Genomic DNA, 14,914 nt, shown 5'->3' on the forward strand with positions numbered 1-14,914 from the left:
CGCTACAGCCCAGCCTGGACGTCGAGATCGAGGTCGAACATATCGTTGGCCTTCCGCTTGAGGTACTGCACGTCGAGCGGGAGGTCGACCGGTTCTGGGCCATCTCCAGCCTCGATTGCACCACCTTCCTCGAGTTGAGTCAGTAGCTCCTCCTGGTCGGACTGGCGCATCCCTTCCAACTGCGGGAAAATGTAATTGATGACGGCCGAGGTCAGCGGTGCCTTCTGGTCGCCGCCCTGGAATGCAGCGAGTTGCTCGAAGATGTCCAGGATGATCGCTGGCCCGATGGAGCGGTGCTCGTTGATGATCGCCCAGAGGACCATCACCTCGCTGTGGTGGTCGTCGATGGTGTCCTGAAGGTGCGGAAGACTCCGCTGCCAGACGGTCGCGTAGTTGGGCCCCTCTGCTGGATCGAGGAGGTCCCGAACCACGACCCCGTCCTCGTCTGTGACAGACGGGACCCCGATGTGGATGAAGCTGAAACGCCGCATGAAGGCGAACGAGAGGTCATAGAGCGAGGTCTTGTCGAAGGTGTTCATCGTCCCGATCATCCGCCACGCCGGGGTGACAGGGAACCGGTCTGGGTCCTGTGCGATCTCGCTCAGGTCCTCGTCTTCGTCGACCCAGTCGACCTTGATTCGCCCGTCTCTCTCGTAGGGAAGCTCCACAGAGTCGTGCGATAGCACCGAGAACAGCGGACCCAGTGCCTTGTCGATGTTCGCTCTGTTCAGCTCGTCGATGACCAGCCATTCGTTCTGCACGGTGCCGCTCTGGTCCCGGAAACACTGGAGGAAGAGCCTGGGGTCGAATTCGAGCTCGCTGTCTCCGTTTGAGGGGACGTATCCACCGATGGTATCGAACGAGCTCCATTCTGCAGTGGCTGTCGTGAAGGTGTAGCCGTCAACGACCTCATTCGTGGCCGCTTGTTCAGCGACTGCCTTCGCGATACGGCTTTTCCCTGTGCCTGGCGGACCGGTGAAGATGATGTGCTTGCCAGCCTTCAGGGCCGCATTCACTTGCTGGCGGAGGCGTATCTCCTCCCCTGCATAGAAGTAGAGATCGTCAGGAAGGTCCACCTCTATTTCTGGACTCTCGAGACGGGTATGCAGTCGGTCGGTGTTCGAGTCCTTTGCACCGCCCTGCTCCAACAGGTAGTCTCCAGCCTTTTGACTGAGGTTGAAGAAGTACTGCTGATTGATGCCACCCTTGTTTACAGGATAGTATTTATCCAGCCTGACGTCTAGTCGCCAGAGATAGCCGAAGACCTCAGCGAACTGCAATGGCTCATCAAACAGATGGACCTCGATATCGACCTGACGCTTCTCATCACCGTCTTCTTTGACGGCGTACGCCGGTCCAACGACTGTTGAATAGCCGACAATCTCACCGTCGGTATAGTTGAATACGATATCTCCCTCCTCGAGCTTTTGGAGGTCGTATTGGGGCAGGTCCTCCCGAGGGGCTCGGAGATAGCCTTCTTCTAATTCGGCCGGGTTGTTGCTCTGGTTGACCCAGTAGTACGGTGCCTTGTTGGTGATCATGTCGTCGTCGATCTCGCTCATTGGTTTGCTCTCGTCTTCGCCACCTGAAGAGACCCAGTCGCTGAGTTCGCCACCCTGTCCAGATTGGCTGTTCTCCTTGTACGCTGCAAATGCCTCCTCAATTGAGCCGTACTTATCCACGATATTCTGCTGGCTGGAGACAGCAGGCCGCATGAAACCCTGGACTCGAGACCCGTCGGAATATCCGAGATCCCGTAGCACAATATCGTACGGGAAGTCGACCTCTTCGAAGTCCTTCAGGGTATACCCGAGTTCGCTGTCCGCGTTGTCCCAGACAACCCTTCCGAAGTCACGGCTCTTGAAAACTCGACCAACCCGACCAGCAGCGAAGACTCTCCGGTTCCGAGTGAAGAGGACGATATCATCCTCTTCCATGTCGTCGAGGTACGTCTCCTTCTTGCTCTCATATGTTGTCCCCCACACACGGACATCGTCAACCTCCTCCAGTTCTTCAGGGACCGGGACGTCGTCAAGAGAGACTGGAGATTCAACAGTTCGTCTAAAATAGGGCAGCCATTCGTCGTTTACAGGATGGAAATAGAACTTTGACATCTCGATACAAGGGCTATCAATTCAAGGGGTGAAATCGCTTACCCCTCTATCACTCTCTGCCCAACGAACTAGTTTGATTACAGGTTATTTAAGCTAGATACAGCGACGGCTATCCGGAGTCTACCACCATGACCTCCGGAGAATTTGACGAAGAAGACGCGCCAGGATTCGCTTCAATCGTCCTGGGTGCCATCGGTCTCACCGACATCGGCACTATCAGCGTGTACGGGTACAGCCTTTCAGACACCGCGTTCTCGCTCGGTAGCCAGACCATCAGCTGGGCAGCCTTGCTCATCATCTCTGGCGCGGTCTGGATCTCGATCACCAACGAGGTCGAGCTCGGCGACTGGATCGGGATGGTCTCCGACGGAGACGACCCCCAGAACAAGAGCAAGAACCTCGAGACCGCCTACCGCGTCGCCGCAGCCGGCCTCATCGCCATCCCGCTGCTGATGGTGTTCATTCCCGGCTTCAACTCCTTCGTGACCGGGAGCGACATCGCCGGCACTGCGGCCGCGATTACGATGGTCGCAGGCGCAGGCGTCGCGGCCTACGGCGGATAACCAACCTACCCCTACCCGAGAGACCCATCCACCCATGTCATCCCATCCTTTCCGAGCTGCACCGGACACCGACCTGTTCGACTCGCCCAGCGGGCCCGTCGAGCAGCCGACGGTCGAAGTGACCTGCGCCTGCGGGGAGTCCTATCAGGACCCGTCGCGGGCGCTCGACTGCTACGCCACGCATGAATGAGCTTCAGCGACGAACTCGACGACCGCGGCCTCGGACCGTTCGCTGCCCTGCTCGCGCTGAGCCTCGTCTCCGCGAACAGAGGCGCGCAACTGCTGTTCGGCATCGACCTCGTGTCGACGGTCGCCGGCCAGTACGCCAACATTCTGTTCGCGTTTGCCGGGATCGTCGGCCTGCTCGGTCTGCTCGAACTGCTCACCGACCTCGAGGTGATTCCCGATGACTGGCGACTCTGACGTGAGTCGGCTCCGGCGCGTTCTGACGGTGTTCGCCGTCCTCGTCATCATCGGACAGGTCGCGGTCGCTCCAGTAGCCGCTGGCCCCGACGGTGACGGGTTCGCCGGTGACCACTGTGGACGTGATGCAGCAGGCATCCTCGTCGACGTTGTCCTGCTCGACTGGGACAAGTCTATCGAGTGCGAGCAAGCCTCCCAATACCAGACCCTTACGGTTTCAGACGGCTACCAGACGGCTCTCGCGCTTGAAGACCTTCAGAACGGCAGTATCATCCCGATTCGAAATCACTTGGAGACCTCCAAGACGTTCGCTCGTACAGTCGCCAAGTCAGAGGCTGTCAAAGCGTTCAACAATAACAGCACTCGTGCTGAGGCGAAAACCCGCGTTAACGAGTCTCTGGCCGAGCTGTATACGAATATGCAGTTGAACACGCTGGAGACCTACGGCGCGAATGTGAACCAGACGTGGTATGTTGTCCAGGCGTATCAGGACGCTGGCCTTATCTCCGGGTATGATAGTCCGCTCGCTGTCCGTGCTGTCTCAACCGCTGATGGTGAGTGGCCGTGGGGCTTCTCTGGTAGCATTGTGAACGGGTACGACACCACGTTCACCTATGAGAACGCCACTTTCACTCTCTTGGACGGTAGTAACACGTCGATTCCGGTGCTGAACACCTCTGACGCCGGATACTCTAACCCGATGGATGGGTCCCACGACCACCCGGTGGTCATGACGGTCCACCCCGACAACTGGACGGGGACGGACCACAACGGTGAGAATGCTGACGACTTCGCGAATCTGCTCCGGTCGGCTCCCTACGACGACACCCTCGGTCAGATTCAGACGACTCACGACGATGTGCAGACGAATGCGATGACCTACGTCGATTCGCTGTACGACACCTACAACACGTCTGAGGAGCTAAACGTGACTGAGGTACTCGACCCCATCACGCTCGCCAGCCAGTGGAACACCAACGAGGAAACCACCGGCAGCTACGGCTGGCTCGCTGCTGAACTCGGTCTTGGTGGTCTGAACGGTAGTATCAATCAGTCGTTCTACATCAACTACACTCCTGCATCCAACCACACCGCCACGAACGAATTCGACTTCAACGGTACCAACAACACCACGTATGCGTTCGAGACGGGCCAGAGTTACAACATCTCTGGCACCATGTTCACTGATTGGTTACCTGCATCGACGAATGGGTCCTTCATCTTGAACCAGACCTACAACACGTCGAATGCCGCTCCGCCGGTCTTGTTCGTCCAACAGACCGACGACGGGACTCGAGTAGTAGAACTTGACGGACAGTTCACGATCACCAACCTCGTGAACGTTCGCACTGGTGAGCAGGTCAACCAGACTGCTCCCGAGCAAGTAAACCTCCAAACGTGGAACGCTAGTTCCACCAAGCAAGAACTTCAGATGGTTCTGGAGTACCGTGACAACATCACCCGGACCTACGACACCGGAGGCGGAGGTGGCGGGGTCAACTTGGGCGGCATCAGCCTCGGAGGAGCCAGCATCGGCGCCCTCGTGGCCATCGCCGGCATCCTCTACGTCGCCGACCGATCCAGCAGCGCCAGCTAACCAGCCAATCCCAGACCCATCTTTCCCATGAACCGACGCACCCTACTCAAGACCCTCGGAGCTGCAACGCTCGCCAGCCAGCCCGCACTCGCCCAGGAGAACACTACCCGGACCACCACCACGCAGAAGCCCGAACCCCAGCAAATCGTCCGCGAAGTCGGCTCAGTCGACATCCTCGACTACGACTACACCGACGGCGCGTTCGACATCACGCTCCGAACCGACTCACCCGTCTCGACCGCGACCATCTCCGAGCAGATCGGGGCCGATCGAGCTGGCGCTGGACGGTTCAACATCAAGCAGCTCAACCTCACCGAAGGCAACGTCATCGAGACCTCGGTGCCCGCCCAGATGGTCGACGGGAAAGCCGTCGTCACGGTTACCACTTCACAGTCTATCAACGAAGGCTATGGCATTTTCCTCCAAGCTGGCAACGGCTTCGACCTGTTCAACGGCCCCGCGACCTGGAGCCTCGCCGCCACCGGTTCACTCGGAACCTTCGCTGGGACCGCCTGGGGAACGAAACGCTACCGAGAATCGAAGCTAGAAGAGCAGGAGAAGCGCCAGATAGAGGAGGTGAAGTAGGGTGTCGAAGTACGGCATCCTCGACTGGCCCGAACGAGCCCTCGGTGGCAGCTACCAGCTCCTCCGGGAGAACTTCCGCCTCCTAGTTGTCCTCGGTGTCATCGGCTACCTCTCCATCGAGGCTGGCTTCATCGACGCGCCTGACATCGGGTTCGAGCTCCCACTGTGGGCTCGAGTCGTCCTCGTCTTCGGCGCAATCGCCGCGGTCGGCGGCCACTGGGTTGGCTCGAAGATTCTCTCACAGGTCGAACCGGACTGGAACTACATCGTCGAGGCAAACGTCGACGCCGAAGATACAACGGTCAAGGTGACCAAAGTCACCGACGCTGTCCTCCAGGACTTCACGGTCATCGGTGGGAAGCTCGCACCTGTGCCAGGTCGGTCGAACTGGTACTACTGTCGCTGGTGGAACCACGACCCCGACGACCCGATCGGGCACGCGACCTGGACGAAGGTCAAGAGCGACCTCGAACTGCTGGGAACCAGCCCGAGCGACATCGAAGAGGAAGTGCGAGACGTTCGCGAGAGCTATGAGTCGCGTATCTGGAAGGCCGACCGGCTCACCACGCACCTCCCGATGGTCGTTCGTCGGCTTCACTCGACGAAGGCTGAGGAACTGAACGCCGCGCTCGAAGGGCACCTCGTGCCCGATCTCGGGGCGGGAACCATCGACGGCGTCATCGATGACATCATCCCTGACGACCTGCAGCCCGAGCGCTTCGAGCGTCGACTGAAGCAGGCCCAGGGTGAGGATGGTGACACCACGATAGGTGACGCCATCGCCGACGTCGAGAACGAACTCGACGGGCCGACACCAGAGTCTACTAGTGGCAGTGAGACACCCGTCGCGACGGATGGAGGTGAAGACGGTGGCGGAGAGTAGACAGAGCAAGGACGTCGTCTACGCGGCAGCACAGGGCCGCGAGTACCTTCGTGGTGCGCTCGAAGGCAAGACGCCCCAGTGGGTCCGCCAGTTCGCGGGCATGGTCGACGACCGCGAGACACTCGATCTGCTCAACTACCTGTGCTCCATCTGGAAGCCGCGCCACACTGCTGCTCCGTCGAACTTCCTCGATACCCGATTGGCCGAGGAGATTCTCACCAGCGCTCACACGCGGAGTATCGACGAGGCGTACCGCGAGGGCAACGTCTCTCAGCTGCAGGGTATGGTCGGACTCACCAAGAACTCCGGCGACGCCACCGACGCACTCGCCGAGATCGTCCGCCGACTCTCCCAGGAGGGAACCATCGCGGTCGTCACCGGCCCACCTGGTGCGGGGAAGACCTCGGCGACAGTCGACATCGCCCGTGCATGGGGTGCCTGGACCGGCGGCCAGATGTACGGCGTCACCACCTGGGACGGGTTCGACCGTGTGGTCTCGTCCGACCTCGAGATGCTGGAAGAGATGGCCTCGCACAAGAAGCCCTCGCTGGGCGTCCTCGACGAGACCATGCAGGAACTCACCGGTCGTGGGGCCGACGTCGAGAAAGCAGAAGTGTTCGCGACTCGCGCGAGTCTAATTCGGAAGAAGGAGTCCGAACACGGGCCGCACCCGAAGCGCGGTAGCCTACTGCTGGTCTCGCACGTCTGGGGTCGCATGAACAAGCCCACTCGCGAGATGACCACGCTGGTCATCCAGAAGCCCTCTCGGAACGACCCCGGCAAGGTCGTACTCTGGGAGAGCGAGGGAGGTGAGGACACGCGCGAGAAAATCGGTGAGTTCACCGGCCTCACCGACACTCGCGAACGCTTCCCCGAACATGAGGCCAGCTCGTTCCGCATCGTCCTCGAGGACGAGGAAGACGTCGACGACGGACCCAGCGCCGAGGAGGTCGCGAAGCAGACCTACATCGAGACGGCCATCCGAGCCGCGAAACCGTGGACAGACGACGCCGGGATGAACTACCGCGACATCGCCGACACCAGCGGGAACGGCGAGGAGAGCAACGGGCTCGTGCCCTACGGGAAGAGCTGGGTCGGTGACCGCGTGCGCGAATGGAAGGACGGACAACACCGCGACCTCGTGGACGACCCGAGAGGTGAAACCGCATGATGGCGCGTAGGCCCGGCCCTGTCCACCACCACACACCCCCGGACGGGAGCATAATTATATACAGTACGGGGGCTCTTGGCCGGGTTTCTCCGGACACCCGTCCCCGAACCGGGGGTCGAAAATCGGTTCTGAGAGCTCTTTCGAGCGAAAATCAGGAGGTGAAATCTGATGGCAACGACTGAGCGCCAGCTCGGCCTCGAGGTCGACAGGGAGTTCCTCCACACCTGGACCGGTGCCTACCTCTGGAGCCTCGCGTTCCTCACCTGGGGCGTCGGCGATACTGTGACGACCTGGATGGGAACACGGCATCCATACGCCTACGAAGCCGTCCCGATCAATGCATGGGCTCTGGACGTCGCTGGGATACTCGGCCTCGTCGCTATCAAGATACTCGTGCTCGCCAGCCTCTTGGTCATCTACCGCACTGCTCCCCGGCTCGTCGACCGCTACTGGGGTGTTGACGCCAGACCGGTCGACCACGCCATCCCTGCGGGCGTTCTGGTATCCGGTGCTCAGCTGACGCTGGGGAACCTGCAGGTTCTGGAGATGGTCGCGTAGGAAGTGGTCTGGTCGGCCTATTAGCCGCCGGCCGTCTCCGCCACAGACTCGACGAACCCGACGCCTGATTTCGAGAAGCTCACGTTTCGCGTCGTCCCGTCGGTGAGAGCAAGGTGCAACTGGACGAATGCTGAATCTGTGTTGTACGCTTTTAGGATGTAGTAGCCGCCCACCAGAACGAAGATTAGGCCGGCAAGGATAGCCAGAAGCTGGAGCACTTGCTCACCTAGCAGGGCTGCCGAGACGATGCTCAGAAGTCCCATGAAGGCTGAGGCTCCGCCTGCAATCAATGATTCCGTGTCGACGGGCTCCTCACCGTGGAAATCGACCGTCGCCGAAGTCACTTGCTCCAGTGGTATTGACTTCACCTGCTCCCTTGCTCGACCAGATCCCGATTCTGCTCCCCTCCAGATAGAGAGAAGACGAGAGTCAGTGAGTACGTAGGTCTTCGGCCCTGTCGAAACGACATCCTTGACCGACTCCGAACTGGATACGTACGGCTTCAACGCGTCTCTGTGTGCTGTTGGTATCTGTTTTCCCACAGGTTGGACACTGGCGGATACCCTCACCGAGTCATATTAATTCTTCTTCACTTTCTCGAATGAGAGGCCTGAAACACCATCTTCGGTGCAACCGCTGGGGGTTGAGCGTAGAGGAGCACCGATTCAGAGATATGCACACGAGAGATGGGTTCTCGTGTGCACTGAGCAGAGGTCTACTCGCTGCTACCGCAGAACTGGTTGAGAGTCTATCCTGATTCGCCCATTTAATGGTCGAAAAGTAGTGTTTGTTCGGTCGAAAAAACTAGCTGTCTGGGGTTCGTGTGTACGAGTATGCGCATCCGAACTGACGGAGATTACGCGTACCGTGTCGACGCCATTGAGGGAGCAGCTGAATTCTACGATTGCAACAAGACCAAAGCAGTAGTGTCTGCCTGTGAAGATCTGCCCCGAATCGTACGGTCGATAACGCAGGTGTTGAATCGTGAAGACCTCACAGACAAGCAACAGCGTGAAATTGCGCAGACCTTATCCACAGCAGGCCTGTCATTCAAGGTGGAGACGAATATCACGATAGAGCGTAGCTGACGAGATTCAAGTATACATTCTCCAGCTCATGAGAGTCTACCTTTATCAGTAATAATCCAATAATTTTAGACATTTGTTAGTATCGGGAATTATAATATTAAGGTCCCTTACTGGAAGAGTGTCTTCAGCCTGCTGGACAGTGGGGGAGCTAACCCTCCAATTGCACTCTTCTGCTTTAGACGTTGTTGGCCAGTACGTAATCAGGGCATGGAGAAAAGTTATAAGTGGTTATGGAAATGACCAATGGCGTATGTCACTATCAGATCCACTATATTCTATATTGAATATATCAAATGATAATGACGGTGGGGCCTCCCCCAGTGTAACTGGGAACTCTCCCAATCAGGACAAAGATTCCTTTGAAAATGAACGAAGACAGCTACATGAGAGGTTCTTTGAAGAATACAACTCGCAATACATAAATTATAAAAAATATTATCTGGCATCTGAATATACTGGCAAAAAAGGGCGGCGAGCGGATTATGCGGTGACAATTGGGGCCGCAATATTGTTAATAATGGTAAGTGGTGTCCTGCGCCCGGGTGCAGAAATCAATCAGGGCCTATTATTGCTGACTTCGGCATTCGTTTCTGGTCTTTCCTATGCAACAATTGTTGGTGGATGGCAAGCAAAATCAGACCAGCTGTATAAAGCAGGCCAGATTCATCAGTCTCTGTACTCTGAATTTGATAAAATGGTGAAACAAAAGCTACCGGATCCTTCGCATGATACCAATGAGTTGAAAAGTGAATGTGAGTCATTGCTATCAAGAAAACACGAGCTAAACCAAGCAACACAACAAGTGAGTAGTAAGTGGTACTGGCGTCTTCAGGAGCAGAAAGATACAGATTGGGAGAGGCCAAAATTAGAGGAAATAAGGGACGGTGAAGCCGATTTTAGTGGGGACGACCCTGAGATGGGGCGTATTGAAAAGTGGTTCAAAACTAATGTGACTTGGGTATTCTTCTGAGAGATTTTATAATGATAGGAGTGAAATCTGAGCCGAGAATCGCACCATCGTTAAAGTCTGTTGACCAATGGTTATGCTGGAGAATGGAAAATGAAAATGGCAGTATTAGAAAAGTCCCCGTTCCGATTGAGAGCACTAGATGGTGTAACTTTACAAAACAATCCAATTGGTCAAGTTTTAACGATGCATATGAATATTGGTCAGAAAGTGAAATCATAGACGGTGTTGGGTTTTGTCTGACATTTGACGACGATATTGCGTTCATAGATTTAGACAACTGTTACAGTATCGAGAGCGACGAAATTGAAGATTGGGCAAGCAGTGTTCTGTCAAAAATAAATTCGTATTCGGAGGTTTCACCTAGCGGAACGGGCATTCATATTGTTGCGAAAGGGCATTTACTACAACACGGCGAGTCAACCGAGCAAGAAATAGAGATATATGATGCTAGGAAGTTCATGACATTTACTGGTCATCACTTAGAGGAATGTCCGAAAGAACTCAAGAGACGGGATGATCGGCTGAGAGAAATCACAAACCGGTACTTGTAAAACCAATATTACTAATAGAACAAATTGTCTCGTGGTGGGGTGAATTTACAACAAACATTACTCTCCCGTCAACCACTGATACAAGTGTTTCATGCCGATCAACCATTCAGGTTAACCGAATAACCAGTAATTTTGTCACCTTGTGTCTCTGGCAAAACTCTCCAAGGTGTGTTCCCTACACTAAACAGAAGCTGGTCCGGAACCACCGGTCAAGCATGTTGACAATCGATGGTATCCCTCGATGTCGCAGGACCCCCACCCGCGATCGTTCGATATCGATATGGGGCAGAGGAGATCAAGTTCGTCTCGACCGAAGACCGAGCCGAGAACGAGAGGCGGGCGGAGTTCGTGTCGTAGAAGGCTTTGATGGTATGCTCGGAGAAGTCGTCGTCCAGAAAGAACTAGCCTCCAACCTTATCGTCAACACTCGTGACCCCCGCTGTTGGCTGTGTAGAATATGTCCACGAACCAACCGCGTTCTTGCGATTGAAAAGCGACCCCAAAAAGTATGAAATTCGGATAATTGATAACAGCCCAGAAAATATAATTCAGATGTGATGTCGGGCGCGAATATCATAGTCAGATATGATGCGAAAGAAGGACCGTATCTTGAATCAGATAGCACTCCACCCGATCCAGACTTCTGGTCAATTCAATCTTCGGATGGGCCGATTCCGGTCTGGCATAACTGCCAAGTCAACCGTCACTCACGGCGTAAACCAGGGCATCGAGTATTCCATGTGACGACACTGAAAACCACTGATGAGCACCGCTTAACGGGAGTTACCGTTGTGGACGATGTTGTGACTTACTCGGATCTACGGAACCATTCAGATGTGACGCCTGAGTGGTTCAGACGGTATACGAACAGCGTCCTTCATGAAAGCCATCTCATAGATGACCTCAACAATGCATTGGAAAATGGTCGTGATCCGGTCAGTGCTCATCGGCGTCTGGCTAAAATCATCTTAGGCGATCCAGTCCAGTCATTCTGGGTCGGTAGCAATGGTCCGGTACTAGAAGAAGCTCTCTTTGATGCAGATATTCAGATAGACACGTCTTCTCGTACAATTCATGATCTTGAAAAGAATGAAGGCAAACGACTCTATGAGATCCTCTCGTCATATGAAAAGATGGATGGGAAACCGGACACCGTTTTATCTACCAGTGAGACGGGATGCAGGCCGAGACTAGGGTCTGACAACGAAAAAGACGACAACTGCGGTGGATGTTAGTGGATGAACAATTTCCATATACATTTACCCCCCTGCGCGTTCCGCATAAGGTTCACCCACAAATGCGCATGAGCTTTGCATCCGTAACTAACCACCGTTTCATGTGATTCACGACCTACCGCCCAGCGGGGCGGGGTATATTTTCGGTGTTGGCTTTAGCCACACCCTCTACGGGGTCTGTGCCATCTGGCGTCAGAAACGGCGGGTCGGTGGTCAGAGGCACACAGCCTCGACGAGACCTCACGCCAATCAGAAAACAACCTGAGTTGTCACTGTTGCTGGTTAGAAAAACCGAAGTTTCGTAAAAGAGGCTGGACGATAGTGTTGCCACTCACCAAGACGACGCTACCCGGTCGGCGAGGACCCCCTGCGACGGAGCTTCCGGCAGTCGCGACTGAGCCAGGTCATCTCGTTCGAGTTCGACCCGTCGGACCAGTGAATCACGAGCTGGTCGCGGTCGAGGTTGACGCCTGAGCGAGAGAGGACCTTGTCGAGATAGTCCAGGACCTCACCGACGAACGGGTTGCTCGTGCCCTTGTACCGGGATAGCGTCGCTCCGATCTTGATAGTCATCTGGTCGTGGGATTGCCGGTTCACGTCCGCGGCGTAGCGCGCCAGCCATCGCTCGAAGGCACTGCCGTTCTGGCGGACAACCTCCGGATCGAGGTCGAGCACGCGGCAGATCGCGCTCGCAGTGCTGTTGACCGTGTCCTCCAGGCGCTCGTACACGCCGTGGAGTTCCTGCCGTATCTTCTCGCTGCGGAACCGGACCGCGGCGTTGTCGTTCTCGACGAGTTCGTCCAGTCGCGAGAGCGCCCGATAGACAGTTCGGATAGACAAGCCGCTCTCGTCGGCAATCTCGCGGGGATGGGACTCCTCCGGGACACCACCGTCGGTCATCGCCCTGAGGACCGCATCGTCGGAGTCTGTGAGGTCGCGCAGCGTCCTCACCAGGATGTTCTGTTGCTCGGCCTCGATCTGGGGCGTCGGGTCACTGTAGCGGGCGATGGCCGGTGCGTCGTCTGGTCTCTGACCACCAGTGAAGTGGTCGTCCGGAATCCAGGGCGATGAGTCGAGTCCGTCGGCGTGCGTCGGGATACCGGCCCACTGGAGACAATTGATGAGCGTCTCGTCTATTTCGCGGGTGAGGTCGTCCATCTCCCGCCAGTCGAACGCCGAGCCGTGGAACCGCTTCTTCAGCAGAACGCCGAACTTCGGGTGTCGGAGGTTCTCGTCGACGCCGTCGGCGTCCCGGTTGTCCATATGGTAGTGCTTGAGTTGCTTCCCGCGCGCTCCGGTCGGGAGCTCTTTCGCGGCGCTGGGCCGAAGCTGGAGCAGGTGACGATGGCCGAGGACCTTCGCGTTGTCGACCTTGAGCGTGTACTTCGTGCCGGTCTGGTCGCCGAGGAGCAGGTGCAGACGAGTGAGGAGCCCGCCGGTGTTCACGAGCTTCAGTCCCTCGTCCTCGTGCAGGCGAACGTAGCGCTCGTACGCGGTGACCTTGCTCGTCAGGTAGACGTTCCGAGGCGCGAGGTACGAGCTGTTGAAGGACTGCCCGGCCAGCTTCCCGAGTTCGTCTAGCGCCCACCGAAGGAGCTTCGGGTAGCGGTCTGGCTCCAGGTTGCTGCCCTTCACCTCGACGTCGATCCCGAGGTCCGGGTTCTCATCACTGTCGACCCACGACGTGAGGGTCTTCCCATTGGAGAGCTTCTGCTGCTTCCAGCGCGGGCGGACGAAGTACGTCGCCTTTGTCTCTCTTGGCCCTCGGAGCATGATTTTCCACTCTGCCAGCTTTTCGACGTTGATTGGGTCGGAGGGTCGGGGCGTGAGACCGGGTCCTTCCTCCGCCTTTCGGAAGCCAGTCGAAATCGTCCACGTGTCTCCCGATGGATGGTCGCGGGTCTCTCCCTCGAATCCACCGCCGAACACCTGCATCAGTGACGACAGTGCCCAGTACGGCGTGTCTCCGTTCGCGGCGTAGTGGAGGTAGCCTTCGAGTTCGTGTGGGGCAGTCTCGACGGTCGTCACTGCTCTTTCCCTCCGTCGGCGCGAAGCGTCGCCACCTTCGAGGCCGTAGACGAGGTCCGATCTCGTTCGTTCCCGTTCTCGTCGAGGAACCGAGCACGGGTCTTCGTCGACGGGACCTCACTGGGGTCGGCGCGCGGCTGGTCGTCACGCTCTCCGTGTTCCTCCAGGTGCGCCATCTGCTGCTTGAGCAGCTGGACCACCCGGTCGCGAGGACCGCGCTCGAGTCGACGCTCGACGTAGAGCCAGCGTGCGACGACGTCCTTGTACTCGATACCCTGGATTCGGGCCTTCGCAAGCTGGAACGGGGAGCTACCTCGGGCGCTGCTCGCGAGCAACGGGTAGTCCAGGAACCGCGCCGGGTCCTCACCGATCTCCTCGGCGACCTCGGGAAACTCCTCGCGGGAGCGTCCCGTGTTACGCACGCCGACCACCTCGGGGGAGGTTCCGCGGCGTGTACTGGTTCTCTGCGGGGTATCCAGGCTGGCAGGAGATGCAGAGGACGAGATAGTCGGCCTCGTCGCGAGCGTCGTCCCACCCGCGGACGTAGACGGTCTCGCGTGGATGCCCGACCTTCGCGCCGCAGGTGTCACACCGCGGCATCAGGCGTCACCTCCCGTTGGGAGTTCGTCAGAGGAGGGCCTGATTCGCCGCGAGCGCTGGCCGCGCCGGAGCCGGCGTGGACAGTCGGGGGCGTGTCCGGCCTCCTTCACGCCGTCTGTGAGGCGCGTGCAGCGGGAGTGACACTGCGGGCAGCGGAACTCACGGTCGGTGACCGGGTCCGGACGGGAGTAGTAGCGGCGTCGGAGGGTCTCGGCGTCGATATCACCGAGTACGTCCTCGGCGCTCACGGGAATCGACCCCCGATTCTGGCACGCAGAATCGACAGACTGCAGAGACCCGCGTTGGACACCCGAATGGAATCGGAGATTTCAGGGGTCGCTGGAACTGCCGAAAGTGCGCTTAACAGGGGCGTGCCCCACCCTATGCGGAGGTGGAAGATAGCCCCGAATCGGGAAGAACTGGAGTGGGCGCTGCAGGATTTGAACCCGCGGCAACTTGGTCCGAAGCCAAGCACTCTGTCCAGACTGAGCTAAGCGCCCGGTACAACACGACCTACTCGTCTGCCCTTTTTAACTCCCGCGATTTCA

General features: G+C 57.4%; 18 protein-coding genes and 1 tRNA gene. 12 read left to right on the plus strand and 7 right to left on the minus strand.

Annotated elements, in window-relative coordinates; translation table 11 throughout:
* Positions 1–2: 2 nt before the first annotated feature.
* The gene (locus tag ACSC1S_RS05865; protein ID WP_435363542.1) at positions 3–2,114 is read right to left on the minus strand and encodes an AAA family ATPase; all 2,112 of its coding nucleotides are present in this window, start codon (positions 2,112–2,114) and stop codon (positions 3–5) included.
* A gap of 128 nt (positions 2,115–2,242) precedes the next feature.
* On the opposite strand from ACSC1S_RS05865, the gene ACSC1S_RS05870 reads away from it, so the two are divergent.
* From ACSC1S_RS05870 to ACSC1S_RS05905, 8 genes are all read left to right on the plus strand, one after another.
* Positions 2,243–2,677, plus strand: coding sequence for a DUF8023 family protein (locus ACSC1S_RS05870; protein WP_435363543.1), 435 nt, complete (start codon positions 2,243–2,245; stop codon positions 2,675–2,677).
* 34 nt (positions 2,678–2,711) lie between these two features.
* Positions 2,712–2,867, plus strand: a complete 156-nt coding sequence (locus ACSC1S_RS05875; protein WP_435363544.1) for a hypothetical protein — start codon at positions 2,712–2,714, stop codon at positions 2,865–2,867.
* Complete coding sequence (locus tag ACSC1S_RS05880) at positions 2,864–3,100, plus strand: hypothetical protein (RefSeq protein WP_435363545.1); 237 nt, start codon at positions 2,864–2,866, stop codon at positions 3,098–3,100. Before ACSC1S_RS05875 ends, ACSC1S_RS05880 begins: the two co-directional genes overlap by 4 nt.
* Positions 3,084–4,697: an Env/VP5 family phage fusion protein gene (locus ACSC1S_RS05885; RefSeq protein ID WP_435363546.1), complete on the plus strand. Its 1,614-nt coding sequence runs from the start codon at positions 3,084–3,086 to the stop codon at positions 4,695–4,697. Before ACSC1S_RS05880 ends, ACSC1S_RS05885 begins: the two co-directional genes overlap by 17 nt.
* A 27-nt stretch (positions 4,698–4,724) precedes the next feature.
* Positions 4,725–5,282 (plus strand): DUF8063 family protein, encoded by a 558-nt coding sequence (locus tag ACSC1S_RS05890; protein WP_435363547.1) that lies wholly within the window; start codon positions 4,725–4,727, stop codon positions 5,280–5,282.
* A 1-nt stretch (position 5,283) separates the two neighbouring features.
* Positions 5,284–6,165, plus strand: coding sequence for a DUF8125 domain-containing protein (locus ACSC1S_RS05895; protein ID WP_435363548.1), 882 nt, complete (start codon positions 5,284–5,286; stop codon positions 6,163–6,165).
* Complete coding sequence (locus tag ACSC1S_RS05900) at positions 6,152–7,336, plus strand: hypothetical protein (protein WP_435363549.1); 1,185 nt, start codon at positions 6,152–6,154, stop codon at positions 7,334–7,336. The genes ACSC1S_RS05895 and ACSC1S_RS05900 overlap by 14 nt, the downstream gene beginning before the upstream one ends.
* 168 nt (positions 7,337–7,504) lie before the next feature.
* Positions 7,505–7,894 (plus strand): DUF5658 family protein, encoded by a 390-nt coding sequence (locus tag ACSC1S_RS05905; RefSeq protein ID WP_435363550.1) that lies wholly within the window; start codon positions 7,505–7,507, stop codon positions 7,892–7,894.
* Between the two features lie 20 nt (positions 7,895–7,914).
* Here ACSC1S_RS05905 and ACSC1S_RS05910 read toward each other — a convergent pair whose 3' ends face one another.
* Entirely contained in the window at positions 7,915–8,436 is a 522-nt protein-coding gene (locus ACSC1S_RS05910; RefSeq protein WP_435363551.1) for a hypothetical protein, read from the minus strand.
* 291 nt (positions 8,437–8,727) lie between these two features.
* Here ACSC1S_RS05910 and ACSC1S_RS05915 point away from each other — a divergent pair, with 291 nt between their 5' ends.
* The 4 genes from ACSC1S_RS05915 (at position 8,728) to ACSC1S_RS05930 (ending at position 11,738) form a co-directional block, all read left to right on the plus strand.
* Positions 8,728–8,982 (plus strand): DUF7692 domain-containing protein, encoded by a 255-nt coding sequence (locus ACSC1S_RS05915; protein WP_435363552.1) that lies wholly within the window; start codon positions 8,728–8,730, stop codon positions 8,980–8,982.
* Positions 8,983–9,232: 250 nt separating this feature from the next.
* Positions 9,233–9,952, plus strand: coding sequence for a hypothetical protein (locus ACSC1S_RS05920; protein WP_435363553.1), 720 nt, complete (start codon positions 9,233–9,235; stop codon positions 9,950–9,952).
* 11 nt (positions 9,953–9,963) lie between these two features.
* Positions 9,964–10,503, plus strand: coding sequence for a hypothetical protein (locus ACSC1S_RS05925; RefSeq protein ID WP_435363554.1), 540 nt, complete (start codon positions 9,964–9,966; stop codon positions 10,501–10,503).
* Between the two features lie 740 nt (positions 10,504–11,243).
* Positions 11,244–11,738, plus strand: coding sequence for a hypothetical protein (locus ACSC1S_RS05930; protein WP_435363555.1), 495 nt, complete (start codon positions 11,244–11,246; stop codon positions 11,736–11,738).
* A gap of 345 nt (positions 11,739–12,083) precedes the next feature.
* Here ACSC1S_RS05930 and ACSC1S_RS05935 read toward each other — a convergent pair whose 3' ends face one another.
* From ACSC1S_RS05935 to ACSC1S_RS05955, 5 genes are all read right to left on the minus strand, one after another.
* Complete coding sequence (locus ACSC1S_RS05935; RefSeq protein ID WP_435363556.1) at positions 12,084–13,766, minus strand: DUF7845 domain-containing protein; 1,683 nt, start codon at positions 13,764–13,766, stop codon at positions 12,084–12,086.
* Positions 13,763–14,188, minus strand: a complete 426-nt coding sequence (locus ACSC1S_RS05940; RefSeq protein WP_435363557.1) for a hypothetical protein — start codon at positions 14,186–14,188, stop codon at positions 13,763–13,765. Before ACSC1S_RS05940 ends, ACSC1S_RS05935 begins: the two co-directional genes overlap by 4 nt.
* The gene (locus ACSC1S_RS05945; RefSeq protein ID WP_435363558.1) at positions 14,181–14,366 is read right to left on the minus strand and encodes a hypothetical protein; all 186 of its coding nucleotides are present in this window, start codon (positions 14,364–14,366) and stop codon (positions 14,181–14,183) included. The genes ACSC1S_RS05940 and ACSC1S_RS05945 overlap by 8 nt, the downstream gene beginning before the upstream one ends.
* Entirely contained in the window at positions 14,366–14,614 is a 249-nt protein-coding gene (locus ACSC1S_RS05950; protein ID WP_435363559.1) for a hypothetical protein, read from the minus strand. The genes ACSC1S_RS05945 and ACSC1S_RS05950 overlap by 1 nt, the downstream gene beginning before the upstream one ends.
* 177 nt (positions 14,615–14,791) lie before the next feature.
* Positions 14,792–14,866, minus strand: a tRNA-Arg gene (locus ACSC1S_RS05955).
* Positions 14,867–14,914 lie beyond the last annotated feature (48 nt).

This window comes from Haloarchaeobius pelagicus (assembly GCF_051207375.1).
GTDB lineage: Archaea > Halobacteriota > Halobacteria > Halobacteriales > Natrialbaceae > Haloarchaeobius.